This is a genomic window from Streptomyces sp. NPDC058239, assembly GCF_042882185.1.
In the GTDB taxonomy this organism is placed as follows: domain Bacteria; phylum Actinomycetota; class Actinomycetes; order Streptomycetales; family Streptomycetaceae; genus Streptomyces.
The window spans coordinates 477,234-498,888 of record NZ_JBHVWS010000001.1 but is presented as its reverse complement, the minus strand read 5'-3'; the positions used below and the strand labels follow the sequence as shown (position 1 = coordinate 498,888).

22 protein-coding genes and 1 pseudogene are annotated in these 21,655 nt (G+C 69.2%); 10 read left to right on the top strand and 13 right to left on the bottom strand.

Translation table 11 applies throughout. The annotated features are described in order from the left end of the window. The first annotated feature begins 18 nt into the window (after positions 1-18). A complete protein-coding gene (locus ACFVYE_RS02350) occupies positions 19-549 on the top strand; it encodes a PadR family transcriptional regulator (RefSeq protein WP_389603661.1) in 531 nt (176 codons plus the stop codon). Between the two features lie 95 nt (positions 550-644). Here the strand turns inward: ACFVYE_RS02350 and ACFVYE_RS02345 are convergent, their stop codons facing one another. From ACFVYE_RS02345 to pip, 3 genes are all read right to left on the bottom strand, one after another. Beyond that, entirely contained in the window at positions 645-1,640 is a 996-nt protein-coding gene (locus tag ACFVYE_RS02345) for an aldo/keto reductase (protein ID WP_383961040.1), read from the bottom strand. 127 nt (positions 1,641-1,767) lie between these two features. Next, complete coding sequence (locus ACFVYE_RS02340) at positions 1,768-4,041, bottom strand: N-acetylmuramoyl-L-alanine amidase (RefSeq protein ID WP_389603659.1); 2,274 nt, start codon at positions 4,039-4,041, stop codon at positions 1,768-1,770. A gap of 197 nt (positions 4,042-4,238) precedes the next feature. After that, complete coding sequence (gene pip / locus ACFVYE_RS02335; RefSeq protein ID WP_383960894.1) at positions 4,239-5,216, bottom strand: prolyl aminopeptidase; 978 nt, start codon at positions 5,214-5,216, stop codon at positions 4,239-4,241. Positions 5,217-5,281: 65 nt separating this feature from the next. Here pip and ACFVYE_RS02330 point away from each other — a divergent pair, with 65 nt between their 5' ends. Then, positions 5,282-5,791, top strand: a complete 510-nt coding sequence (locus ACFVYE_RS02330; RefSeq protein ID WP_389603657.1) for a hypothetical protein — start codon at positions 5,282-5,284, stop codon at positions 5,789-5,791. Positions 5,792-5,804: 13 nt separating this feature from the next. Here ACFVYE_RS02330 and ACFVYE_RS02325 read toward each other — a convergent pair whose 3' ends face one another. Further along, entirely contained in the window at positions 5,805-6,371 is a 567-nt protein-coding gene (locus tag ACFVYE_RS02325; RefSeq protein WP_383960900.1) for a hypothetical protein, read from the bottom strand. A 9-nt stretch (positions 6,372-6,380) separates the two neighbouring features. On the opposite strand from ACFVYE_RS02325, the gene ACFVYE_RS02320 reads away from it, so the two are divergent. From ACFVYE_RS02320 to ACFVYE_RS02300, 5 genes are all read left to right on the top strand, one after another. Continuing rightward, positions 6,381-6,920: a S8 family serine peptidase gene (locus ACFVYE_RS02320; protein WP_389603655.1), complete on the top strand. Its 540-nt coding sequence runs from the start codon at positions 6,381-6,383 to the stop codon at positions 6,918-6,920. Then, a complete protein-coding gene (locus ACFVYE_RS02315) occupies positions 6,878-9,742 on the top strand; it encodes a S8 family serine peptidase (RefSeq protein ID WP_389603653.1) in 2,865 nt (954 codons plus the stop codon). Before ACFVYE_RS02320 ends, ACFVYE_RS02315 begins: the two co-directional genes overlap by 43 nt. A gap of 114 nt (positions 9,743-9,856) precedes the next feature. Continuing rightward, complete coding sequence (locus ACFVYE_RS02310) at positions 9,857-10,315, top strand: MarR family winged helix-turn-helix transcriptional regulator (RefSeq protein WP_383960906.1); 459 nt, start codon at positions 9,857-9,859, stop codon at positions 10,313-10,315. After that, positions 10,312-11,181 (top strand): ABC transporter ATP-binding protein, encoded by an 870-nt coding sequence (locus tag ACFVYE_RS02305; RefSeq protein WP_389603651.1) that lies wholly within the window; start codon positions 10,312-10,314, stop codon positions 11,179-11,181. Before ACFVYE_RS02310 ends, ACFVYE_RS02305 begins: the two co-directional genes overlap by 4 nt. After that, positions 11,141-12,004: an ABC transporter permease gene (locus ACFVYE_RS02300; protein ID WP_383960911.1), complete on the top strand. Its 864-nt coding sequence runs from the start codon at positions 11,141-11,143 to the stop codon at positions 12,002-12,004. Before ACFVYE_RS02305 ends, ACFVYE_RS02300 begins: the two co-directional genes overlap by 41 nt. Before the next feature lie 66 nt (positions 12,005-12,070). On the opposite strand, the gene ACFVYE_RS02295 is transcribed toward ACFVYE_RS02300, so the two are convergent. The 4 genes from ACFVYE_RS02295 to ACFVYE_RS02280 all read right to left on the bottom strand — a co-directional run bounded on the left by ACFVYE_RS02295 (position 12,071) and on the right by ACFVYE_RS02280 (position 15,625). Continuing rightward, positions 12,071-12,550, bottom strand: coding sequence for a hypothetical protein (locus tag ACFVYE_RS02295; protein ID WP_383960913.1), 480 nt, complete (start codon positions 12,548-12,550; stop codon positions 12,071-12,073). A gap of 72 nt (positions 12,551-12,622) precedes the next feature. Then, the gene (locus tag ACFVYE_RS02290; protein ID WP_383960914.1) at positions 12,623-14,008 is read right to left on the bottom strand and encodes a Dyp-type peroxidase; all 1,386 of its coding nucleotides are present in this window, start codon (positions 14,006-14,008) and stop codon (positions 12,623-12,625) included. Positions 14,009-14,100: 92 nt separating this feature from the next. Then, complete coding sequence (locus ACFVYE_RS02285) at positions 14,101-15,222, bottom strand: catalase family protein (RefSeq protein ID WP_383960916.1); 1,122 nt, start codon at positions 15,220-15,222, stop codon at positions 14,101-14,103. Positions 15,223-15,352: 130 nt separating this feature from the next. After that, positions 15,353-15,625, bottom strand: coding sequence for a hypothetical protein (locus ACFVYE_RS02280; protein ID WP_383960919.1), 273 nt, complete (start codon positions 15,623-15,625; stop codon positions 15,353-15,355). Between the two features lie 25 nt (positions 15,626-15,650). Here ACFVYE_RS02280 and ACFVYE_RS02275 point away from each other — a divergent pair, with 25 nt between their 5' ends. Then, positions 15,651-16,328, top strand: coding sequence for a GAP family protein (locus ACFVYE_RS02275; RefSeq protein WP_383960922.1), 678 nt, complete (start codon positions 15,651-15,653; stop codon positions 16,326-16,328). A gap of 224 nt (positions 16,329-16,552) precedes the next feature. Here ACFVYE_RS02275 and ACFVYE_RS02270 read toward each other — a convergent pair whose 3' ends face one another. Then, a complete protein-coding gene (locus ACFVYE_RS02270) occupies positions 16,553-16,732 on the bottom strand; it encodes a DUF397 domain-containing protein (protein ID WP_383960925.1) in 180 nt (59 codons plus the stop codon). After that, positions 16,729-17,541 carry a helix-turn-helix domain-containing protein gene (locus tag ACFVYE_RS02265; protein ID WP_383960927.1) on the bottom strand — a complete coding sequence of 271 codons (813 nt, stop codon included), beginning with the start codon at positions 17,539-17,541 and terminating at the stop codon, positions 16,729-16,731. Before ACFVYE_RS02265 ends, ACFVYE_RS02270 begins: the two co-directional genes overlap by 4 nt. An 81-nt stretch (positions 17,542-17,622) precedes the next feature. Between ACFVYE_RS02265 and ACFVYE_RS02260 the strand changes: the two genes are divergently transcribed. Continuing rightward, positions 17,623-18,042, top strand: a complete 420-nt coding sequence (locus ACFVYE_RS02260; protein WP_383960930.1) for a hypothetical protein — start codon at positions 17,623-17,625, stop codon at positions 18,040-18,042. Positions 18,043-18,071: 29 nt separating this feature from the next. Here ACFVYE_RS02260 and ACFVYE_RS02255 read toward each other — a convergent pair. Together ACFVYE_RS02255 and ACFVYE_RS02250 are read right to left on the bottom strand one after the other, a co-directional pair. Next, a pseudogene (locus ACFVYE_RS02255) lies at positions 18,072-18,351 on the bottom strand (type II toxin-antitoxin system RelE/ParE family toxin). Positions 18,352-18,355: 4 nt separating this feature from the next. Further along, positions 18,356-18,634 carry a type II toxin-antitoxin system Phd/YefM family antitoxin gene (locus ACFVYE_RS02250; RefSeq protein ID WP_383960933.1) on the bottom strand — a complete coding sequence of 93 codons (279 nt, stop codon included), beginning with the start codon at positions 18,632-18,634 and terminating at the stop codon, positions 18,356-18,358. A 191-nt stretch (positions 18,635-18,825) separates the two neighbouring features. Here ACFVYE_RS02250 and ACFVYE_RS02245 point away from each other — a divergent pair, with 191 nt between their 5' ends. Beyond that, on the top strand, positions 18,826-19,806 hold the full coding sequence (locus tag ACFVYE_RS02245) for a hypothetical protein (RefSeq protein ID WP_383960936.1): 981 nt from the start codon (positions 18,826-18,828) through the stop codon (positions 19,804-19,806). A 245-nt stretch (positions 19,807-20,051) separates the two neighbouring features. Here the strand turns inward: ACFVYE_RS02245 and ACFVYE_RS02240 are convergent, their stop codons facing one another. Beyond that, entirely contained in the window at positions 20,052-21,509 is a 1,458-nt protein-coding gene (locus ACFVYE_RS02240; RefSeq protein WP_383960939.1) for an MFS transporter, read from the bottom strand. Between the last annotated feature and the right edge of the window lie 146 nt (positions 21,510-21,655).

The window sequence follows — 21,655 nt, the reverse complement described above, 5'->3', positions numbered from 1 at the left end:
ATGGGGGAGGATGCTTGCATGCTGGAACTGGCCATCCTGGGATTTCTGTACGAACAACCGCTGCACGGCTACGAGCTGAAGCGTCGGGTCGCCCACCTCACCGGACATGTCCGCCCCATCGCGGACGGCACGCTGTACCCGGCGATCAAGCGCCTGGAGCGAGCCGGATGGCTGGAGCGCCGGACGGAGCCGGGCAGCAGGGCTGCCCCCCGCCACACGCTGACCCTGACCGAGCAGGGGCGCGAGGAGCTGCGGCGCCGGCTGCGGGAAGCCGACGAGACGGACATCAGTGACGAGAACCGCTGGTTCACCGTCCTCGCCTTCCTGCGCCATCTGGTGTCCCCGGCCCAGCAGGCGGAGGTGCTGCGGCGCCGGCTCGCGTTCCTGGAGGAGCCGAGCAGTTTCTTCTACGAGGGCGAGCAGCCGCTCGGCGCCGAGACGTTCGAGGACCCGTTCCGGCAGGGTCTGCTGAGGATCGCCCGTGCGACCAGCCAGGCGGAGCTGAGCTGGCTCGGGGAGACGCTCAAGGAACTCGAAGCGCCGCTCTGACGCGGACACGCAACGGGCCGCCGTCGCCTCGCCCCGAACGGGGACGGGGCAGCGGCGGCCCATACGTATCGGACGGACAGTCCGTCAGACCGTTCTCACCAGGCGAACGCCTCCGGCGACGGCCCCGGACCCGGGAAGATCTCGTCCAGCGACGCCAGCACCTCCGCGGAGAGTTCCAGCTCCAGCGCCCGCAGCGCCGAGTCCAGCTGCTCCTGGTTGCGCGGTCCGACGATCGGCCCCGTCACCCCCGGCTGCGCGAGCAGCCACGCGAGGCCGACCTCGCCCGGCTCCAGGCCGTGCTTGTCGAGCAGGTCCTCGTACGCCTGGATCTTCTCGCGCTGCGCCGAGTTCTTCAGCGCGTCCGCGCTGCGGCCGGAGGCCGAACGCCCTGCCGTGCCCTCGCGCTCCTTCTTCAGCACACCGCCCAGCAGACCGCCGTGCAGCGGGGACCACGGGATGACGCCGAGGCCGTACTCCTGCGCGGCCGGGATGACCTCCATCTCGGCGCGGCGTTCCATCAGGTTGTAGATGCACTGCTCGCTGACCAGGCCCAACGAACCGCGCCGGGCGGCCAGTTCATTGGCCTGGGCAATCTTGTATCCGGCGAAGTTCGAGGAACCCGCGTAGAGGATCTTGCCCTGCTGGATCAGGACGTCGATCGCCTGCCAGATCTCCTCGAAGGGGGTGTTCCGGTCGACGTGGTGGAACTGGTAGAGGTCGATGTAGTCCGTCTGGAGCCGCTTCAGCGACGCGTCGACCGAGCGCCGGATGTTCACGGCGGAGAGCTTGTCGTGGTTGGGCCAGGCCTCGCCGTCGGCGGCCATGTTCCCGTACATCTTGGTGGCCAGGACCACCTTGTCGCGGCGTTCGCCGCCCTTGGCGAACCAGGTGCCGATGATCTCCTCGGTGCGGCCCTTGTTCTCGCCCCAGCCGTAGACATTCGCGGTGTCGAAGAAGTTCAGGCCCGTGTCCAGCGCCGCGTCCATGATGGCGTGGCTGTCCACCTCATTGGTCTGCGGGCCGAAGTTCATGGTGCCGAGGACGAGGCGGCTGACCTTGAGTCCGGTGCGTCCGAGCTGCGTGTACTTCATGGGCACCAAGCCAACGCCTTCGAGTCCGCTCGAAGCAAGGGCGACCCCGCACGCGCCCTGCCCCCGGCGGAGTGCCGGGGGCAGGGCGTCATGCGAATGTCTTACGCGGATGCTTCGGCTGCCTCGGTCACTTCAGGTAGACGATGCCGTCGGTGGTGACCGTCGGCCGGCCCGACGTGGCCACGACGACGATCTTGACGGTGTGCTTGGCGCTGCTCGACCAGCTCTTCGTCCACAGCGCGTCGCGGTACTTGGTGGTGCTGGACTTCAGGTCCACCGTGGACACCTTCACGCCGTCCACATAGACGTACACCTGGCCGGAGGTGGCAGCCCTGGAGGCCACCAGGGCGACCGAGCGGCCGGTGAACGTCCAGCTCAGGCTCGCGCTCTTCGACGAGCTGGAGTACGACTTGCCGCCGAGGTAGCTGGACGAGGACTTCGTCGTCCAGGTGCCCGTCTTCGTCGCCGAGCTCTCCTGGACGATGACCGGCGTGCCGGAGACCGATGCGGCGGCGCTGTTGCCCGCCCGGTCGTACGCGGTCATGCCCCAGCTGGTCGCCACACCCGACTTCGCGGTGTGCGAGGCGCTGGTGGTCGTCGGGCCGTAGGTCTTGGCGAGGGGGGCGGTGAGCCTGACCTCCTTGAGCGAAGCGGCGTCGGTGGCCTTCCACTTCAGGGTGACCGGGACGGCCGTGGTGTTCACCGTGCCGGTGCGCAGGGCCAGGTTCGGCTTGGTGGTGAAGGCGGGCGCCGTCTGGTCGGCGACCACGGTGACCGCAGCGGACGTGGTGACCTTGCCCGACTGGTGGGTGGCGCGGACCTGGACCTGGTGGCTGCCGACGGTCGGCGTGGCCTTGGCGGAGGTGGCGGTGCCCGCGGTGGTGGCGACGGACTTGCCGTCGACCAGCAGCTCGTACTTGGAGATGAACGCGCTCGGGGTGGTCGCCGACCAGCCCACGGTGACCGTGGACTTGGCGTAGTACGTCGTGCCCGAGAGCCCGCCGCCGGTCACCGACTTGATGGCCAGTCCGGTGACGGGACCCGCGGCGAGGCTGCGGATCGCGGGCAGCTGCCCGTACAGCTTGGTGCCGGGGCACTCGGTCGCGAAGCCGTCGCGGTGGCCGGAGATCTGCTTGAAGGAGTACTGCGTACCGGCGGTGAACTTGGTGCCTGCGAGGTTGCTGCCGGTGGCGCCCGCGGTGAGCATGGTGCTGCCCGCCGGGTCGCCCTTGTACTGGCCGAGCTTCCACGCGGCGATCCGGGCCACCGAGGTGGTCACCGCGCTGGGGGCGGCCGAGTCCGTGTACGTACCGATGACCGAGATGCCGGTCGACTCCCGGTTGAAGCCGTAGGTGTGCGCGCCGAGGACCGGCCGGTCCACCCCGCCCTTACGGCCCTCGAAGATGGTCCCGCACTTGTCGACCAGGAAGTTGTAGCCGATGTCCTTCCAGCCGTTGCTCTTGACGTGGTACGCGTACACGCTGCGCACGATCGCCGCGGAGTCGGCGCAGGAGTAGTCGTTGGTCCCCGCGGTGTGGTGGACGAAGACCGCCTTGACGGTGTCCAGGTACTCCGGAGCCTCCGGGCTGATCGACTCGTCGGCGCCCCAGCCCGCACGCGAGGTGATGGGCGGCTTGGGCACGGTCGACGGCGGCGCGGGCGGCAGAGTCGCGGCCGGGGACGAACTCGCGGACGCAGAGGGGCTCTGGCTGACCGGGGGAGTGGGCTCCACCGTGGCCGAGTCGGTCGGGCTCGGTGACGCCGGGTCGGACGGTATGACCTCGGCGGGCGGTTCCGTGCTGTTGCTCGGCGCGGGCGGCTCGGATGTGGCCGAGGCCGACGGATCGGCCGAGGGGTCGGTCGCGGGGATGTCGGCGGCGAAAGCGGCCGGGTCCGCGTTCAGGGTGCCGCTGCGGCCCGGGTCCACGGTGTCCAGCCGCAGCCCCGCGGGCAGCTTCGCGGAGACCTTGCCGCCCGCGTTCATCCGTACCTCGACACCGTTGGACGGGCCAACCCAGCGCGGCTCGGTGCTCCCTCGTACGCCGGACCGGCCCGTCTCCGTACGCCCGTCGACATCGGTTTCGAGCGGCAGCCAGGACGTCCAGTTCCCGTTGGCGGCGGACCGGGTCCGTACCTCCACGGCTCCGGTGACCTTGGCCGCCGGGTCGGTCCAGGTGATGCCCAGCATGCTGAACGGTGCGGTGTCCCGCTTGCCGAGGGCGGCGGACCTGCCGTCACCGGCGACCTTCAGCGCGGTCGCGTGCACATCGGCCTTGGTCGGGCCGGACTTGGCGTCGGCGTCCACCGAGGAGTTGCCCGTCACCCCCTCGAAGACCAGGACACCCGCCACGGCGGACGTGGCCAGGGCAGCCGTGATCCAGATTCTTCGCTTCGATCTCAAGTCGTACCCCACGGATGGTTTCGGACATCGGTTTCGTCAGGCGCTGCGTCCGGCGACAGCACTGGCTCATGACGAGACCAGTGGGGGGTACGAGTGCTACCGCGCATGCAGCGGAGGCATAGCTTGCCATGCCGCTCCGACAAACGGACCCCTGCCCCGCCCCCGCCGCCGTCGGGAGCCGCGAATTCCGCTTCCGTTCACGGCCGGGCAAACCGGTCCAGCGCCGCCAGCACCGCCCGGCTCGTCGCCGGACCGCCCAGATGCCCCGCACCGTCGATCACGGTCAGCTCCGCGTCCGGCCATGCCTTCGCCAGCTCCCACGCGGTGATCAGTGGCCCGCCCAGGTCGAACCGTCCGTGCACCAGCACGCCCGGAATCCCCGTCAGCCGCCTCGCGTCCCGGATCAGCTGCCCCTCCTCCAGCCAGGCGCCGTGGGAGAAGTAGTGCGAGCAGATCCGCACCAGCGCCTGCCGCGCCCGGCCGGGGCGCCCGCTGTACGGCGGTGGTCCGGTGTACGTCTCCTGGGAGAGCACCGCGTCCTCCCAGGCGCACCAGTCGGCCGTCGCCTTCTCACGCACCCCGGCGTCGGGGCTCTCCATCCGCCGGGCGTACGCGGCGAGGACGTCCAAGGTCGCATCCCCCTCGGCCTCCGGCACTCCGGCCCGGAACAGGTCCCAGGCCTCGGGGAAGATCCGGCCCGCGCCCCGGTACAGCCAGTCGATCTCCGAGCGCCGGGTCGTCGTGACGGCCGGGATCACGATCTCGGAGACCCGCTCCGGGTACTGCTCGGCGTACGCGAGGATCAGCGTCGAGCCCCAGGACCCGCCGTACAGCAGCCAGGTGCCGATCCCGAGGTGGCTGCGCAGCCGCTCCATGTCGGCGATGAGCCGGTCGGTCGTGTTGTACCGCATGTCGGCGGCCGGGTCGCTCGCGTGCGGGGTGGAGCGGCCGCAGCCCCGCTGGTCGAAGAGGACGACGCGGTAGCGGTCCGGGTCGAAGTACTGCCGGGGCCGCTCGGTGCACCCCGACCCCGGACCGCCGTGCACGACGAGTGCGGGTTTGCCGTCCGGGTTGCCGCACACCTCCCAGTACACGAGGTTGCCTTCCCCGACATCGAGCATGCCGTGCTCGTACGGTTCGATGGGCGGGTACTTCTCGTCGGGCTTGCGGTCCATGGCGCGGTGGCTCCTCGGCTCGGCGGGCAAAGGGGTCAGCCTAGGGCGGGCGTAGCCTGATTTCCGTGAATTCCGCACCCCGGGTACTGGCCGTACTCGACGACCTGCTGACCGCCGCCGCCCACGACGACCGCGGTGCTCTGTGGCAGCTGGCCGAGCAGGGCCGGGAGCTGGATGCCAATCTGGTACGCCTTCCGCCGGGCGCGGAGGTCGGTGAGCATCAGGAGGACGTCCTGGACGTCCTTCTCGTCGTCATCGCGGGCAGCGGCCGGGTCGTCGTCGCCGGGGGCGACGCGCTGAACCTGACGCCGACCAGTGTCGTCTGGCTGCCCCGCACTTCCCGCCGCGCCCTTGCCGCGGGGCCGGACGGTCTGGCCTATGTGACCGTCCACCGCCGCCGTCCCGGCCTGACCGTCAAGCCCTCGGTCGCGCCTTTGGCTGCGCCTTCGTCGGCGTACGAAGGTGGCGAGGCGCCCTGCATGCTGGACCGGGTCTGCCCCGAGTGCGGCCGGCTCTCGCAGGACCCGGAGCCGGTGTTCTGCAGCCGGTGCGGGGAGCGGTTCGCCGGTCACTGACCGCGCGGCGGTACTACTCGTCGCCGGCGGACGCGGACTTCCCTCGCTTCACTCCGGTCACCCACCCGTTCGCCGCGGCGTGGATGCCGAGCTGGAACCGGGTGCTCGCCCCGGCCCGTTCCATCAGGGCGTGCAGACGGCGCTGGAGCGTGCGGTAACTGAGGTCGGCCTGGCGGGCTATGGCCTCGTCCGGCAGCCCGGCGGTCAGCAGGCTGACGAGGAGCTGGTCCTGTTCGGACAGGGCCTGGGGGTCGTTTCCCGCCACGTCCTGCGTGCGGAGCGGCTGGGCGACCGCCCACAGGGCCTCGAACAGCGCGGACAGTGCGTCGAGGACCGCCGAGCGGTGCAGAACGACGAAGGACGGGCTCGGGTCCGGGCCCGAACCGGCCCTCAGTGGCAGTACGGCCAGCCGGTCGTCGACGAGCGCCATCTTGGTGGGCAGACCGGCCAGCACTCGGGCCTCCTCGCCCGCCTCCGCCCACATGCGCACCAGCTGCTGACGGCCGGGGATGTCGATGCCGGCGGCGTCGTACAGAGCCCGGACGGTGAGACCGCGGTTGAGCAGATCGAGTTCGGGCACGAACGCACCATGCCCCGGTTCGGCCTGGCGGCGGTGCACGTCGACAAGGAGAAGGCGAACAGCTTCTGGCGCACAGTCAGGCCGACGGCAGGCAAGACCAGGAGCGGCTCGGATGCCGCAGTGGTTCCCGGCACCGCCGGAGTGACCAAGCTCTGGTACGACGGCCGGGCCAAGGTCACCCTGGACCAGAGCGTGCCCCAGATCGGCGCCCCCGAGGCGTGGGCGAGGGGCTTCGACGGCAAGGGCGTGAAGGTCGCGGTGCTGGACACCGGCGCCGACCTGAACAACGCCGACATCAAGTCCCGTATCACCGTGAGCAAGAGCTTCGTCCCCGGCGAGGCGGTCCAGGACGGCCACGGTCACGGTACGCATGTCGCCTCCACGATCGCGGGCAGCGGCGCCAACTCCGGCGGCAAGTACAAGGGTGTCGCCCCCGGCGCCGACCTCCTCGTCGGCAAGGTGCTCGCCAACGCGGGCAGCGGGGCTATTCAGGCATCCTCGAAGGCATGGACTGGGCGGTCGCCCAGGGCGCCGACATCGTCAGCATGAGCCTCGGATCCCCAGACACCACCCCGCAAGGGGACGCGCTCACCGACGCCGTGGATTCGCTCAGCGCCTCCTCCGGCACCCTCTTCGTCATCGCCGCAGGCAACAGCGGACCCGGACAGACGACGCTCGGCACCCCGGGCACCGCCGACGCCGCGCTCACCGTCGGCGCCGTCGACAAGTCCGACGCCCTGGCCAACTTCTCCTCCCGCGGCCCGCGCCTCGGCGACATGAAGATCAAGCCGGAGATCACCGCCCCCGGCGTGAACATCGTCGCCGCCCGCGCCGCGGGTACGGCCATGGGCACCCCGGTCGACGCCGACTACACGGCGGCCAGCGGCACATCCATGGCGACCCCGCACGTCGCCGGGGCCGCGGCCATCCTGGCCCAGCGCCACCCCGACTGGTCCGGTGAGCGCATCAAGGAGACGCTCACCGCCCACTCCAAGAAGTCGGACAACTACACCCCCTACCAGCAGGGTTACGGACGCGTCGACATCCCCGCGGCCCTGGACCCCGCGCTGGACCTGTCGGGCACGGCAGACTTCGGTCTGGTCGAGTGGCAGAAGGGCACGTACGAGAAGGAGACCCGCACCGTCGCCTTCCACAACTCCGCCTCGTCCGCGGTCACGCTGGACCTCGCCGCCTCGGTCAAGGACAGCAGCGGGACCGCGCTGCCCGACGGCGCGCTGACCCTGTCGGGCCCGGACATGACCGGCGGCAAGGTCACCGTCCCGGCCGGCGGCAGCAGCGAGGTGACCGTCACCCTCGACCCGAACGGGCTGAAGACCGGCCAGTTCACCGGCTACATCACCGCGACCGGCACCGACGGCGAATCGGTGCACACCCCAATCGGCTTCGTGATGGACGTCGAGCAGCACGAGATCACGGTCAAGGTCGCCGACCGGTTCGGCAAGACCCCGGGACGGGGCGGCCTCATCCTCCACGGCATGAACAACACCACCTTCCGGAGCGCCACCCTGATCGGCCAGGGCTCCACGACCTTCAAGGTGCCGGTCGGCTCCTACTCCGTCGAGGGCCTCACCTATACGGCGGTCCCCGACGACCCGACCCGCACCTACGCGATCGACGGCTTCTCCCTTCCAGACATCGACCTCGCGGACCAGGACGTGACCCGCAGTGTCGACGGCACCAGGGCGACCGACTTCACCGTGAAGGTCACCGGTGAGAAGCGCCCGTTGGAGAACGCCTCGTGGATGACGCTCGTCAACCGCAGCGACGGAGCGGGCGGCCACAACTCCACCATCGGCGAAGCCGGTCTCATCAACGGTTCCGACTCGAAGATCGGCGCCGTGCCCACCGAGCAGCCCACCACCGGTGATCTGCATCTGTTCAACGCCCTCAGCCAGCGCGAGCCGCTGACTCGGCTCACCGTCACCAGCCCCGAGCGCCTCTCCGTCCCCGTGGTGACACCCGGGTTCGCCCAGCGCTTCGAGGGCACGAAGAAGCTGCGGCTGGCGGACGCGGGCGCCGGAACCGCCGAGGACATCGCCGGCGCCGACCTCAAGGGCCGGGCCGCGCTCATCTCCGTGGCCGACCCGCGCAAGATGGACGACGAGGTGCGCCGTGCCGCGGCCGCCGGGGCCACCGCCGTGATCGCGGTGCCCGCCAAGCAGGGCCCGCTGTTCAACGGATCGCTCGCCGCCGACCAGACCGTGCCGGTCGCCATCGCGAGCCACGACAACGGCGAGAAGCTGCGCACCCTGCTCGGCAAGGGGAACGGCAAGGTCTCCATCGCCTTCAAGGGTGTTCTCGAATCCGGCTACGTCTACTCCATGCCGTTCGGCACGAGCGGCATCCCCGCCGACCTGACCCGGACCGTGGACGTGGCCGACTTCGTCAAGGTCCGCAGTGCGTACCACGCCGACGGCATCCGTCACCAGGGCGCCGACACCCTGCACAGCTGGGTCCCGGGCCAGGTGACCTCGTTCCGCGCCGGTCAGCCCCTCAATCTGGGCACCACCAGGGACGACTACCAGCTGGCCGGCTCCGACCTGGCGTACCAGCGGATGGTGTACCCCAGCACCCAGTACAACTCGTACATGACGGGCCCCCGTACGACGTACACGACGGCCGGAAAGACCTACCGGGAGAACTGGCTCGCCGCCCCGATGCACCCGCCGATGACCGACCCGTCGATCTGCGCCTTCTGCCGCAGCGATGTCTGGACCCGGACCACCGGCACCATCGCAGGCGACAGCGACCCGAACCACTCGATGGTGACCGGGCCCACCAACACCTGGACGTTCTACCGCAATGGTGAGCAGATCACCGACGCGTCCAAGCTGATGGTCCCGGAGAAGGCCCAGTACCGGTTCGTCCAGGAGGTCGTCCGGGCCAAGGACTACCCGGGTGTCACGCTGGGCGGCAAGGTCCGCACGGAGTGGAACTTCGCTTCGGCGGCGCCGACCACGATGGCCGTCAAGGACTGCGACAAGTTCTTGCCCAAGCCCACCCTCTGCGAGTCCATGCCGGCCGTCATGCTCGGCTACGACGTCCCCCTGGACATCCTCAACCAGGCACCGGCGGGCCGCCCGTACACCTTCACCGTGAACGCGGGCCGGCCCAAGGGCTGGTCCGGTTCCACCGTGATGGCGGGCGCCAAGGTCTCCGTCTCGTACGACGACGGCGCCACCTGGGAGAACGCCAAGATCAAGCGCAAGGACGACAACTCCTTCCAGGCGTCGGTACACCACCCGAAGCTGTCAAACACCAACGGGTACGTGACCCTGCGGACCGAGGTGCGGGACGCCGCGGGCAACCGCACCGTGCAGACCATCCACCGGGCCTACGCCCTGAAGTAGCGCGCGCGAGTTCCGCTGAACCGGGGCCGCCGCTTCCCGCACATCGCGGGAGACGGCGGCTCCGCTCTTATACGGGTTGTGACATTAGCTCGCATACAGAGTTAAAATGGACGGATGGCGGCGGGTGATCTACCCGATGAGCTCGCCGGACTCCTGCCCCGCATCCAGAGGCTCGCCCGGCGAAGGCTGTGGAGCGGCCTGCCGGCGCCCCGGCTGCGCGGGGCGCACGCCGAACTGCTGCGGCTGGTGGCCGCCGAGCCCGGCATCCGCGTCTCGACGGCCGCACACAGCCTCTGTCTCGCGCCCAACTCCGTCAGCACCCTGGTCAACCACCTCGTCGCGGAGGGGCTGCTGCGACGGGAGAAGGACCCCGGGGACGGGCGGGCCGCGCTGCTGTTCCCGACCCCCGCAGGGCTCGGGAAGCTGCGCGACTGGCACTCACGTCGCGAGGCGCTCTTCCGCGAACACCTGGCCGGACTCGGCGAGGCCGACCGGGCGGCACTCGCCGCCGCACTCCCGGCCCTGCACAGACTCGCTGCCTCGCTGCGAGGCGAAGGGGATGAGACCGCGTGACCACGGAAACCGCTCCCGCCCTCAACTGCACCGGTCTGAGCTACAGCTTCGGCGACGCGAAGGCCGTCGACGGCCTGGACCTGCTGGTCGGCCAGGGGGAGGTGTTCGGCCTCCTGGGGCCCAACGGCGCGGGCAAGACCACCACGATGCGCGCGATCACCACGCTCCTGCCCGTACCGCCCGGCGTCATCGAGGTGTTCGGCCACGACGCTGCCCGGCACAAGATGGCGGTACGGCGCCTGCTCGGCTACGTACCGCAGCAGCTGTCGGCCGACGCGAGCCTCACCGGCCGGGAGAACGTCCAGCTCTTCGGCCGCGTCTTCGACGTGCCCCGCCGCGAGCGCGCCGCGCGGGTCTCCCAGGCGCTGGACGCGGTCGGTCTCGGCGATGTCGCGCACCAGCTGGCCGCCACGTACTCCGGCGGCATGGTCCGCCGCCTCGAACTCGCACAGGCCCTGGTCAGCGCGCCCCGGCTGATGATCCTGGACGAGCCGACCATCGGCCTGGACCCGATCGCACGCGACAGCGTCTGGGACCGCATCACCGAGATACGGACCGGCACCGGCATGACCGTACTGGTCACCACCCACTCCATGGACGAGGCCGACCAGCGCTGCGACCGGCTCGCGCTGATGCACCTCGGCCGACTCCGCGCGCTCGGCACCCCCGCCCAGCTCAAGAGCGAACTCGTCGCCCACCGCCGGGAATCGGGGGAGCGGGGCCTTCCGCCACCGTCCCTGGAGGACGTCTTCCGCTACCACTCCGGAAGCGGACTGAACGACCCCGGTTCCGCCGCGGAGAACGAGGAGAGAGGAGCGTTCCGAGATGTCCGCCGTACCCGTCGCACCGCATCCCGCCTCGGCTGAGTCCGGCCCGCCGGATCAGCGCTTCGCGCTGCTGCTGACCCCGCCACCGCCCCGCACCGGCTGGCGCGTCGTCCCCGCGCGCGTCATCGCGATGTGCGTCGTCGAAATGCAGAAGCTGCGCCACGACCGCACCGAGATCTACACCCGCGCCGTGCAGCCCGCGCTCTGGCTGCTGATCTTCGGCGTGACGTTCTCCCGTATCCACGCCATCCCGACCGGCGGCGTCCCCTATCTCGACTTCCTGGCGCCCGGCATCATCGCCCAGTCCGCCATGTTCATCGCGATCTTCTACGGCATCATGATCATCTGGGAGCGGGACTCGGGCGTCCTCACCAAACTCATGGTCACGCCGACGCCCCGGACCGCCCTGGTGACCGGCAAGGCATTCGCCGCCGGGGTGAAGGCCGTGATCCAGGCGGCGGTCGTCATCGTGATCGCCGCGCTGATCGGTGTCGGTATGACTTGGAATCCGTTGCGGCTGCTCGGGGTGGTCGTGGTGGTCGTGCTCGCCTCGGCGTTCTTCTCCTGCCTGTCGATGTCGATCGCCGGGATCGTGCTGACCCGCGACCGCCTGATGGGTATCGGCCAGGCCATCACCATGCCGCTGTTCTTCGCCTCCAACGCGCTCTACCCGGTCGCCCTGATGCCCGGCTGGCTCCAGGCCGTCAGCAGGGTGAACCCGCTGAGCTACGAGGTCGACGCCCTGCGCGGGCTGCTCATCGGCACCCACGCGCATCTCGGCCTCGACCTGGCCGTACTCGCCTTCGCGGCGCTGGTCGGCATCGTCGCCGCCGGTTCGCTGCTGGGCCGCCTGGCCCGCTGAGCACCGTAGGGCTGTCCGGGTTCACCGGCCGTTCGTGCGATCAGCTCGCCTCGTCCGTCCCGGTGATCAGCTCGCCTCGTCGAGCAGACGCTGGAATGCGTCCTGCACACGCAGCGCCTTCTGGAGATCCTTCACCGTGGCATCCGGGATGGCGCGGAAGTACGAGCAGGCTGTGGCCTGGTGGGCGACGATGAGGTCCTTGATATGGGGATCGCCGATGCCCGGGTAGTCCACCGTGTGCTCCAGGACGACATCGAAGACGTCGGGGATCTTGGCGGCGAAATCATCGATGTACGCGTCCCAGTCGCCATCGAAGTTCGTGGCGAACATGAGCCGTGTGTCGTCGTCGAAGAGCACCCACCTGGCGTCGTGCAGCGTGCCGATGCTCGCGCTGATCTCCTTGCGCCTCTCCTCGAATCCCGGCTTCTGGAAAACCTCGCGGATCTGCTGTCCGTGGCCGGGCTTGACGTCGAAGAAGAGGGTGAACTCGTTCGTCCTCCCGTGCCTCAATCCGGGCCGGCTGGACGGTTCTGCGTTGGTGGCCATGACGGGATTCCCTCCAGTGTGCCCGCAGGGTGCGCGTCGCACGGCGGGGCGGGTGTGACGGTGACGGTGGGTTCAGTCATCGAGTTCGGCAAGCCAGTTCAGCGCCCGGATTCCGGGCATGAACAGGTATTCGCCTCCCTTGGTGATCGCGAAGCGGGGAAGCTGCTGGAGCCGTCGGCGGACGGGGCGCCGCGGGATCGTGAACGTCCCGGTGCCGTCGTTGTCGCCCACGAGCGGGTCCTTCTCGGTGCCGAGACCGGCGAAGTTGCCGTCGTTGGCCCACTGGGACTTGAGGAACTCGAACTGACGGACGAGGTCGGCACCCATGAAGATGAACACGATGCCGCGCTCGGCCCCGTCGTCCTCCAGCTCTCCTTCGGGGAGCATGGGGCCGTAGGTGGTGCCCCGGCGCAGGGCACGATGCATTCTCACGTCCACGATGGAGTCGGCCAGGGCGTCGCGTGGATTCATCCGCCGTATGTGGGAGCCGAGGGGGCAGCGCAGGCCGCCCGGGTCCTCCTCGCGGTAGCTGAAGTCGTTGACGCGCTGCGGATCGGCGGCGACCGCAGGGTCGTCGTGCTCGGGAGCGAGCATCAGGGGTGCCCCGCTGCGCCAGCGGCCGACCATCTTGGCGGCGAGCAGTTCCTCCTCCTCGGGTGACGAGGCGTTCTCCTTCAGGTACCGGCGGAACGCGGCGACCCGCAGGTGCAGTTTGCGGAATGCCACGTACGTGCCGTTGCGGCTCAGGGCGTCGGGCCGGGGCATGGGGGTGAGCTGTGCCGCCTGGTTGACATAGCCTAGGAGGAACTCGCCGGCCCTGATGGTGGGGCCGAAGCCGGGCAGGTAGCCGTAGTCGCCGGTGCCCATCTGCTGCGCGATGCTGGCCACCCCGGCGCCTTCGATGTCTGGTTCGCCGATACCGTCCACAAACCCCAGATGGGTGCGTTTGGTCGGCAGCTGGCTGGCATCGAGCCGGTAGATCACCGACACCCCGGGCAAGTCGCTCAGGGCCTCGCGGGCCGTATCCAGCAGGGGCCGCAGTGTCGCGTCGTCCGGGGCGAAGACGGACACTGCGACATGGACGTCGGCGCTGCCCAGCGGGGCGTCCCAGTGCTCCGGGCTGCTCTCACCGGTGTCGCCGAGCCATGTGGCGCGGGCGGCCATGCCCTCGCGGAAGGCGGCCGGGAAGCTGTCCAGCGAGTCCTGGGGGAGGCCCAGGGCCCGCAGCCCGGAGTGGCTCAGCGCCACGCTCAGCCATGCGCTTTTCGGGGGATCCCACCACCTGGCGGCCGAGGCCACATGGGGCGCCAGGCGCCGCAGCATCCGGCGGCCGTCCGCCGCATCGTCGATGCGCAGCAGGACATAGGTGCCCGTGAAGGGCGACGGACGCTGCCGCAGCACGGTGCCCTGGATGTCGTCCAGCTCCAGCACCTGGGCCGGGTCTGTGGTCTCTGTCATCGCAATCCGTCTCCGTGCATCCGTGATGGCGGGCCACGCACGTGGTGACGCGGTGTGTTCCGGTCGAGGGAGCGTCGAGGGGCGACCGCCCTCTACGGCAGCACCTCATCGGCGCTGCGCGGCTCCGTACGCTCTTGACGATTGAGCTGGTGGCGCACGATGGAGGAGCGGCGGTAGACCTCCTTGCGTGCGCGCATGATGCTGCCGAGGGGCGCGTGCGCACCGGTCACCCGCCACGGAGTGAAGGAGAGCGCGTCCATCCTCTTGAGGTTCTCCTCGTCCGAGATGTCCTGCTGCGGGAGGCGCAGCCTGGCCACCGTGACGAACGGGGAAAGCTGCTCGGGCCACTCGACGGTGACGTCCTCGACCGGCATCCGGTCCAGGCCGGTGCACAGCTGGACCTGGATGTCGAACGCGTAGGGCCGTTCCTGCAGTTCGGTGACCAGTGCAGGCCGGAACACCTCTGCCGCCGATGTCAGGTCGATGGCGCGCCGGACCACCGCTTCGGCGAAGGAGGGGGCGGGGGCGATACGTACCTTGGCGATGTGGTCGCCGTGCCGGACCGCGCCCATCGTCCAGTAGGTCGACAGCAGAACGTTCACCGAGGGCGGCTGCGACACCCTGAGGAACGCCAGGAATTCGTCCCACGCCCACTCGTCCTGCTCCAGGGTGCCCTTTCCCGTCACGAAGTCGCGGTAGAAGCGATGCCGGCCGGGCGCACCCTGGGCGAAGTAGGCGGGTGCTTCGAGGAAGAGTTCCTGGATGAACAGGTAATGCTCAACGGTGTTGCAGAAGAAGACCGGCGCGTTGATGAGGGCGTAGTCGAAGGTGCGGGTGTCGGGCTCGTCGTCCAGGAGCGTCGGACCGTCGATGTCGAAGATCTTGAGAGCCAGCCCGGTCGCACGGCCGAGCCGTGCATCGGCTCCGGCGTGCGGAGAGCCGTTGGAGAACCGCACGAGGGCATCGTGGCGCCCTGGAGTCGCGTAGATGCCCTGGGCGTACTCGGCGGGAAGCCGGTCGAGGATCTCGACTTCTCCCCGCACGAGCCCGTAACCCTTGGCATGCGCGTCACGCACCGCGGCGCCGGTGCCTTCGGCCGTGACCGATTCGGTGATGTACCGCTCGGTCTTCCCGATCACTGTCCGCAGCTTGTCGTCGAAACCGGGCTCAGCGGTTTCGACGTCCTGCGTGTAAGGGATGAACCGTGATGGCATGAATCGGCCGTTTCTCATCGGCAGCTCCGCTCGTGAGAGCGGCGCCTCGTACTCCGGGCCGACCCGTACGGCGCCACGTCGCTGCCTGCCGACAGGCAGGACGGCTTGCGGGCCCAGGCCCTGGTCACAGTCAGCGTAGGCACGGGTGGACGGCTGCCGCGCGTTGAAGGCGGCCCGTCTCCGGTCGGCAGGGCAGCGCGAAGAACTGTCCGCAGGGCCGCCCGGACGTGGTCGTGGCTCGCGCCTCGTCGTCGTGTCGCACGGCCGGGCCGCCTGTGTCGCGCGGTCCGCTGATGCGGTCGATGATGACTGTTGAGAGGTTCTCCACGTGCTCGGCGAACGACCGGAGAAGCTCGCGGGGGCTGGAGACGGCGTCCGGTCCGGGCCCGGTCGGCCGGTTCATCCTTGATCGCCGCCCGGAGGGCGCCATGGGTAAAGTTCTCGGCGATGTCCTGGGCCTGGCGGCTGGTGTCGCGATCAGCCCGCTCCCGATCATCGCGATCATCCTTGTACTGGTCACGCCCCGAGGGCGGCTCAACGGGCTGCTGTTCACCGTCGGCTGGGTCGTGGGGCTTTCGGTGCTGGGCGCGGTGATGTTGGTGATCGGCGGCCCCGGCGGCGCGTCCGCCCAGCATCAGCCGGCCACCTGGGTGGGCGCCCTCAAGCTCGGGCTGGGACTGCTCCTTGTGCTGTTCGGTGCCCGGCAGTGGCACCGGCGCCCCGCCCCCACATCGGAGGCGCAGCTGCCGAAATGGATGGCCGCGATCGACCGCTTCACGCCGGTCAAGGTCTTCGGTCTCGGGCTGGCCCTGGCGGCGGCCAATGTCAAAAACGCCTCGCTGACCGTTGCCGCGGCTGCCTCCATCAGCTCGGCCGGCCTCCCCCCGGGGGAGCAGATCGCCTCGCTGGCAGTCTTCGTGGTCATCGGTACCCTCGGACTGCTGACCCCGCTCGCAGTACTGCTGTTCGCGGGGGAGCGGGCGACGGCCGTGCTGAGCGGCTGGAAGGACTGGACCGCCCGGCACAACGTCGCTGTGATGGCAGTCCTGTTCTTCGTGCTCGGGGCGAAACTGCTAGGAGACGGCATCGGCATCCTGGTCTCCTGACCGCAGCATCTCCTGACCGGCGACCACGTACTGCTGGACCTCCCGTACGCCTGTCGCGTGCGCGGCCGGTCGAACCGGATCGTCAGCAGCGTCGGTACGAGCCCCACCCAGAACAGCACCTGCGGAACACCCCGGCCCGTCCACGGCACCGCCGCGATGGCCACCGCGCACCACGTCCCTGGCGCACGCCTGCGCGCAGTTTCCGGTAGCGCCACCACGCGGCCCTACTGCGCGGCGTACGTGAGGAAGTCGGCCCAGGCGGCGGGGGAGAGGGCGAGGGCGGGGACGGTCAGGTCCTTGGAGTCACGGACGTGGACGGTGTGGGGGCAGGTGGCGACCTCGACGCAGTTGCCGCTGTTTTCGCCGCTGTAGCTGCTCTTGAACCAATTGAGGCCGGTGTTCATAGGTCTTTCGCCACCTGCTCGATCACGTCTCTGGACTCTTCGGGGCTGAGGGCCTGTGCCCGCAGAATGCCATATTTCCCGAACAGGTTCCCCAGCGCCGGTTGTTCGTTGATGAGGAAGTTGTGGTCCTGAACTTCGACGTAGGCGAGCTGACGCCGCTTCTTGGTCTCCAGTAGAACGAACGGGCCACTGAGACCGGCATGGGTCTGCCGACGTGGTGACATCACCTGCATCTGCACATGTCGGAGTGCCCCGACCTCCAGGATGTGGTCGAGCTGCTCCTTGTGCACCCGACGCCCCCCGATGGGGCGGGTGAGAGCGGCGAGTTCCAGCACAAAGCCGATGTCCGGCACGGGCTTTCGGGACAGGAGCTTCTGGCGTGCCAAACGGGCCGCGACTCGGCCCTCGACCTTGTCGTCGTCGACGGGTGGGTAGCCGCTGCCCAATACGGTGCGGGCGTAGCCCTCCGTCTGCAACATCCCAGGCACGACGTGAGTCTCGTACTCGTGTCTGGCGGATGCGGTGATCTCTTCCTCGGCGAACGGCTCGAACCAAGACGCCAGATAGCCGAACGTCACCCCCTCGCCTGCGGCCGTCAGTGCACCTTGTGCACCCAACGCGCAGTCCGCCTCCGCGATGAATTCGTCCTTGGGAGGCCGTTGCCCCCGTTCGACCATCGCCACCTGTGACTTGGAATAGCCGATCTTCAAGCCGAGGGCCTCCTGCGAGAGCCCTGCCCGTTCACGGAAGAAACGCAGCATTTTGCCGAACATTTCGGCGTTGCTGCTGCCACGACCACTGGAGTGCACAATCTCTCCCCTGCGAACACAACAGTGCACAGACGCCCTGTGTCCCTGGTCACACTAGGTGTCGGCCGGGACGCTTTCCGTATGGAACGGAAAAGTTCACTCACTCCGGTGCCCTCGTGGGTGCCCGCGTCCGGGCACGCCCTGCGACATGTCGGCGTTCACTTCGACGCGGTACGGATCCCCGGCGTACTCGGCGAGCAAGTCGCGTACGAGATCATGCAGTTCACCGACTTCCAGGCGGGCCCGATCGTGCGGTCGGGGATCGGGGAGCGCAGCATGTACTTCCTGTTGCCACCGCGAAGCGCCCGCGCACACCGGTGGCCGTCGGAGGCGCAGATGATGGGATGTTACGGGCAGAACGCGGCGTTCGTCGGGGTGCCCGCGTTGCACGGAATGACCTGGCCGCTCGACTGGCGCTCACTGCCCACGGTCGAGGCCCCGTTCGTGGATGTCGGCCTGCTGCACGAACTGGTCCTGGAGGTGACGGCCAGGGAGGGGTGAGGACGTGATCCAGGGACCTGGAGCGTGAGTTACAGGCTGCGGTAGACCTCGCGGGCGGTGCGCGACGGCCAGCACCCACAGGATGAGCTGACCGTCTTCGACGGTGTACACGGCGCGGTAGTCGCCGATTCTCAGCCGCCACCTGTCCGAGTGCCCCTGGAGAGCTTTGATGTCAAAGGCTGCGGTATCTCCCGTATCCAGTGCCTTCTGGAGCTCGGTGAGGCGGAAGAGAATGCGGAGCGCGTCCTGACGGGGAATCTTCAGCAAGTCTCGTTGCGCGCGCGAAGCGAACCGCGTGACGTATCCCATGAGGTCAGGGCGCAGACCGGAGGAGTGCGGCCATCTCTTCCATGGAGACCGAACCGTTGAGGCCCTCGGACTCGGCCTCGTCGGCCAGTCGGTTGAGCCACTCTTCCGCGTACTGCTCGGCGACCTGCTTCAGGCGTCGGTATTCGTCGATATCGACCAGTACGGCTTCGCTCTTGCCGCGGCGGGTGATGATCGTCGGGGTCTCGTCCCGTCGCGCGCGGTCTATGACATCGGCGAGGTGGCGGCGGACCTCTGCCATGGACTCAGTGACAGGTTCGCTCATGTAGCAAATGTATCGGATGTACATCTGTTGTGCGAGGGATGTGCGGGAAAGGGGGCAAGGCTCCCACGGTCTGCGGTACGGTGATCGCGTCATAACGCTCTGTGTTGTACCTGCATGCAGGGCGGCCCCCGGGGGTGCTACCAACACCTCGCCGAGGGCCTTCACCGCGAGTGGATACGGAGTCCACCGGGATGCTTCGGCATGCTATCGCGCCGTCTCGGCGCTTCACGAAGGCTTCGCACGACATCGTGCGCCATCCGCGTCTGGGCAGTGACGCGAAGGTCCTCCTCGTGTACGTACAGGGGCTTCCCGAAGACCAGGCCGGGCAGGCGCTCAGTGAGCACGCGGCGAAGCTCGGGATCACTGGACGGGCGTACCAGAAGGCCAAGAAGCAGCTGGTGGAGAACGGGTTCGTACATGAGCGGCGGCGGCAGGTCGGCCGGGGGCACTGGGCCACCGACCAGCTCTGCTCGAACGTCCCCCTCACGGCGGAACAGGCCCGACGGGTCCAGGACGGGCCGGTGGTGATGCCTGCCCCCCAGCCGAGTACGCAGGAACGGACGGTCGGTCAGCCGAGGGTTCGGGCGGCCGGTGACTCACTACCGGTAGAAGAAGAACGTGAGAAGAACTATCCCCACCCACCCTCCGAAGCCGAGCCCGAAGCCGAGCCCGGCCCCGACAGCACCCCTGACCCCGAACTGAACGTGACAGAACGGCTCCTGCTGTCACTTCGCCACGCAACACCCCAGCTGCACCTGGGAGTCCGCGAGGCCCGGGGGCTCGCCGAGCTCGCCGCGGAGTGGATTCGGCGCGGCATCACAACCACCGACTTACATCGGGCCCTGACCAGCGAACTGCCCCCGGAGGGCGTGCGGTCAGCGGTCGGATTCCTGCGCCACCGCCTCGTACAGAAACTCCCGGAGCCCCCGGAACCCACCACTGCCCGCCCCGCGAATGCACCCCGCGTCAGAGAACTCGTCCCCTGCGCCGGTCCCGGCGAGGATCACGTCTTCCGGGCGGTGGGCGACGAAACACACTGCGCCCCGTGCCGCCAGGAGGAGGCGCGGGCATCCTGGGCCGCCCAAGCAGCCGCGTACGCGCAGCAGCCTCCCCACATCCCCTGGCGCGAACGAGTCGCTTCCCTCACGGCGAACCCGGCCGAGACCGCCTGAAGGGCGATCGGCGGTGCATCAGTATCGGCCGAGCCGGGGACCTGGGCCTTCCCGGCTCCAAGGCGACCTGGGGACCCGCCGGCCGGTCGACGCTCGACCGTGTTCTGGCATCCGGCCGAACGGTTTCCCGCCCGCCGCTCGGCCCGCTGCCCGGCGTCGGCCGAGAGGCGACGCCGGGCAGCGTGGATGCGCTTCCCCGCCGGGCTTGCGGCCCGGGTGGGGTGCCACAACGGGTGTCGGGCCGGTCAGGCTTCGACAGTGGCCTGTTCGGGGGCGGGGGTCGCATCGTCCTTTGCGGTGCCGGACGCACTGCTGCGCACCGCCGGGATGACGACGGCGATCGCCGCGGCGACCAGGGCGACGCCGCAGCCGATGATCAGGCCGGTGCGGAAGCCGCTCTCCGAGGTGAAGCTGTGGCCGCCCGCCGTGGTGGTCATCTGGGACAGGACCACGCCGATCACGGCGGCGCCGATCGAGGTGCCGAGGGAACGCATCAGTGTGTTGAAGCCGTTGGCCGCGGCGGTCTCGGAGAGCGGCACGGAACCCATGATCAGGGCCGGCATGGAGCCGTAGGCGAGCCCCACACCGCTGTTGATGACCATGAGGGACAGCATCAGCCCCCAGGCGGTGCCCATGAGGACGAGGGAGAGGCCGTACCCGGCGGCCAGGACCAGGACGCCGCAGATCAGGGTGAACTTCGGGCCGCGCGCGTCGGTGAGCTTTCCGCCGAACGGAGAGACGATCATCATCATGACGCCGCCGGGGGCCATCCAGAGGCCCGCCGCCAGCATCGACTGGCCGAGACCGTAACCGGTGGCCTCGGGGAACTGGAGCAGCTGCGGCACGATCAACATGCTGGCGTACATGCCGAAGCCGACGAAGATCGAGGCGACGTTGGTGATCAGCACGCGCGGGCGGGCCGTGGTGCGCAGGTCGACGAGCGGGTCACGGGTACGCAGTTCCCACGCGCCCCAGGCCAGCAGCACGACGACGGCGGCGATGAACAGGCTGAGCGTCGTCACGGAGGTCCATCCCCACTCGGCGCCCTTGGAGACGGCGAGCAGCAGGCAGACCAGGCCGACGCCGAGGCCGAGCGCACCGGGCGCGTCGAAACGCTGCCCCTTGGCGCTGGCCGGGACGTCCGGGATGAGGAACCAGATCAGGGTGGCGATGGCCACGGCCAGGACGGCGGAGCCCCAGAACAGCACGCGCCAGTTCGCGTACTGAGCGACGGCCGAGGCGATCGGCAGGCCGAGGCCGCCGCCGATACCCATGGACGCGCTGACCAGGGCGATGGAGGAGCTGAGCTTCTCGGCGGGGACCACGTCGCGGAGCAGGGCGATGCCGAGCGGCACCATGCCCATGCCCATGCCCTGTAGACCACGTCCGATGATCATGGGCACGACGGACGATGCGAGGGCGCAGACCACCGATCCCGCGATGAGGGGCACGGAACAGGCGAGGAGCATCCGGCGCTTGCCCAGCAGGTCGCCGAGGCGTCCGGTGACGGGCACGCACACCGCCCCCACCAGCAGGGTCACCGTGATCACCCAGGCGCTGTTCGCGGAGCTGGTGTGCAGGATCTGCGGCAGTTCCGCGATGAGCGGCGTGACCAGGGTCTGCATGATCGCTGCCACGGTGCCGGCGAATGCCAGCGTGGCGATCACACCGTTCGCGCGGGTCGATGCTTGGGGGGTTCCCATGCCGGGACTCCTCGGGTGTCTGTCGGGTATCGAATTGCATCGTACATGACTTATGCATCAACCACATTGTGTGTGTGATACATAGTCGTGTGAGAGGATGGAGCGGGGCCGCTCCGAAATGAAACGTGCCGGCGGCCCGGCAAGGA

Coding starts and splice junctions, on each gene's coding strand:
- ACFVYE_RS02350 (WP_389603661.1), top strand. CDS start 19: ATGCTGGAACTGGCCATCCTGGGATTTCTGTACGAACAACCGCTGCAC.
- ACFVYE_RS02345 (WP_383961040.1), bottom strand. CDS start 1,640: ATGAAGTACACGCAGCTCGGACGCACCGGACTCAAGGTCAGCCGCCTC.
- pip (WP_383960894.1), bottom strand. CDS start 5,216: ATGGACCGCAAGCCCGACGAGAAGTACCCGCCCATCGAACCGTACGAG.
- ACFVYE_RS02320 (WP_389603655.1), top strand. CDS start 6,381: ATGCCCCGGTTCGGCCTGGCGGCGGTGCACGTCGACAAGGAGAAGGCG.
- ACFVYE_RS02315 (WP_389603653.1), top strand. CDS start 6,878: ATGGACTGGGCGGTCGCCCAGGGCGCCGACATCGTCAGCATGAGCCTC.
- ACFVYE_RS02310 (WP_383960906.1), top strand. CDS start 9,857: ATGGCGGCGGGTGATCTACCCGATGAGCTCGCCGGACTCCTGCCCCGC.
- ACFVYE_RS02300 (WP_383960911.1), top strand. CDS start 11,141: ATGTCCGCCGTACCCGTCGCACCGCATCCCGCCTCGGCTGAGTCCGGC.
- ACFVYE_RS02295 (WP_383960913.1), bottom strand. CDS start 12,550: ATGGCCACCAACGCAGAACCGTCCAGCCGGCCCGGATTGAGGCACGGG.
- ACFVYE_RS02290 (WP_383960914.1), bottom strand. CDS start 14,008: ATGACAGAGACCACAGACCCGGCCCAGGTGCTGGAGCTGGACGACATC.
- ACFVYE_RS02285 (WP_383960916.1), bottom strand. CDS start 15,222: ATGCCATCACGGTTCATCCCTTACACGCAGGACGTCGAAACCGCTGAG.
- ACFVYE_RS02280 (WP_383960919.1), bottom strand. CDS start 15,625: ATGAACCGGCCGACCGGGCCCGGACCGGACGCCGTCTCCAGCCCCCGC.
- ACFVYE_RS02275 (WP_383960922.1), top strand. CDS start 15,651: ATGGGTAAAGTTCTCGGCGATGTCCTGGGCCTGGCGGCTGGTGTCGCG.
- ACFVYE_RS02270 (WP_383960925.1), bottom strand. CDS start 16,732: ATGAACACCGGCCTCAATTGGTTCAAGAGCAGCTACAGCGGCGAAAAC.
- ACFVYE_RS02260 (WP_383960930.1), top strand. CDS start 17,623: ATGGAACGGAAAAGTTCACTCACTCCGGTGCCCTCGTGGGTGCCCGCG.
- ACFVYE_RS02250 (WP_383960933.1), bottom strand. CDS start 18,634: ATGAGCGAACCTGTCACTGAGTCCATGGCAGAGGTCCGCCGCCACCTC.
- ACFVYE_RS02245 (WP_383960936.1), top strand. CDS start 18,826: ATGCTTCGGCATGCTATCGCGCCGTCTCGGCGCTTCACGAAGGCTTCG.
- ACFVYE_RS02240 (WP_383960939.1), bottom strand. CDS start 21,509: ATGGGAACCCCCCAAGCATCGACCCGCGCGAACGGTGTGATCGCCACG.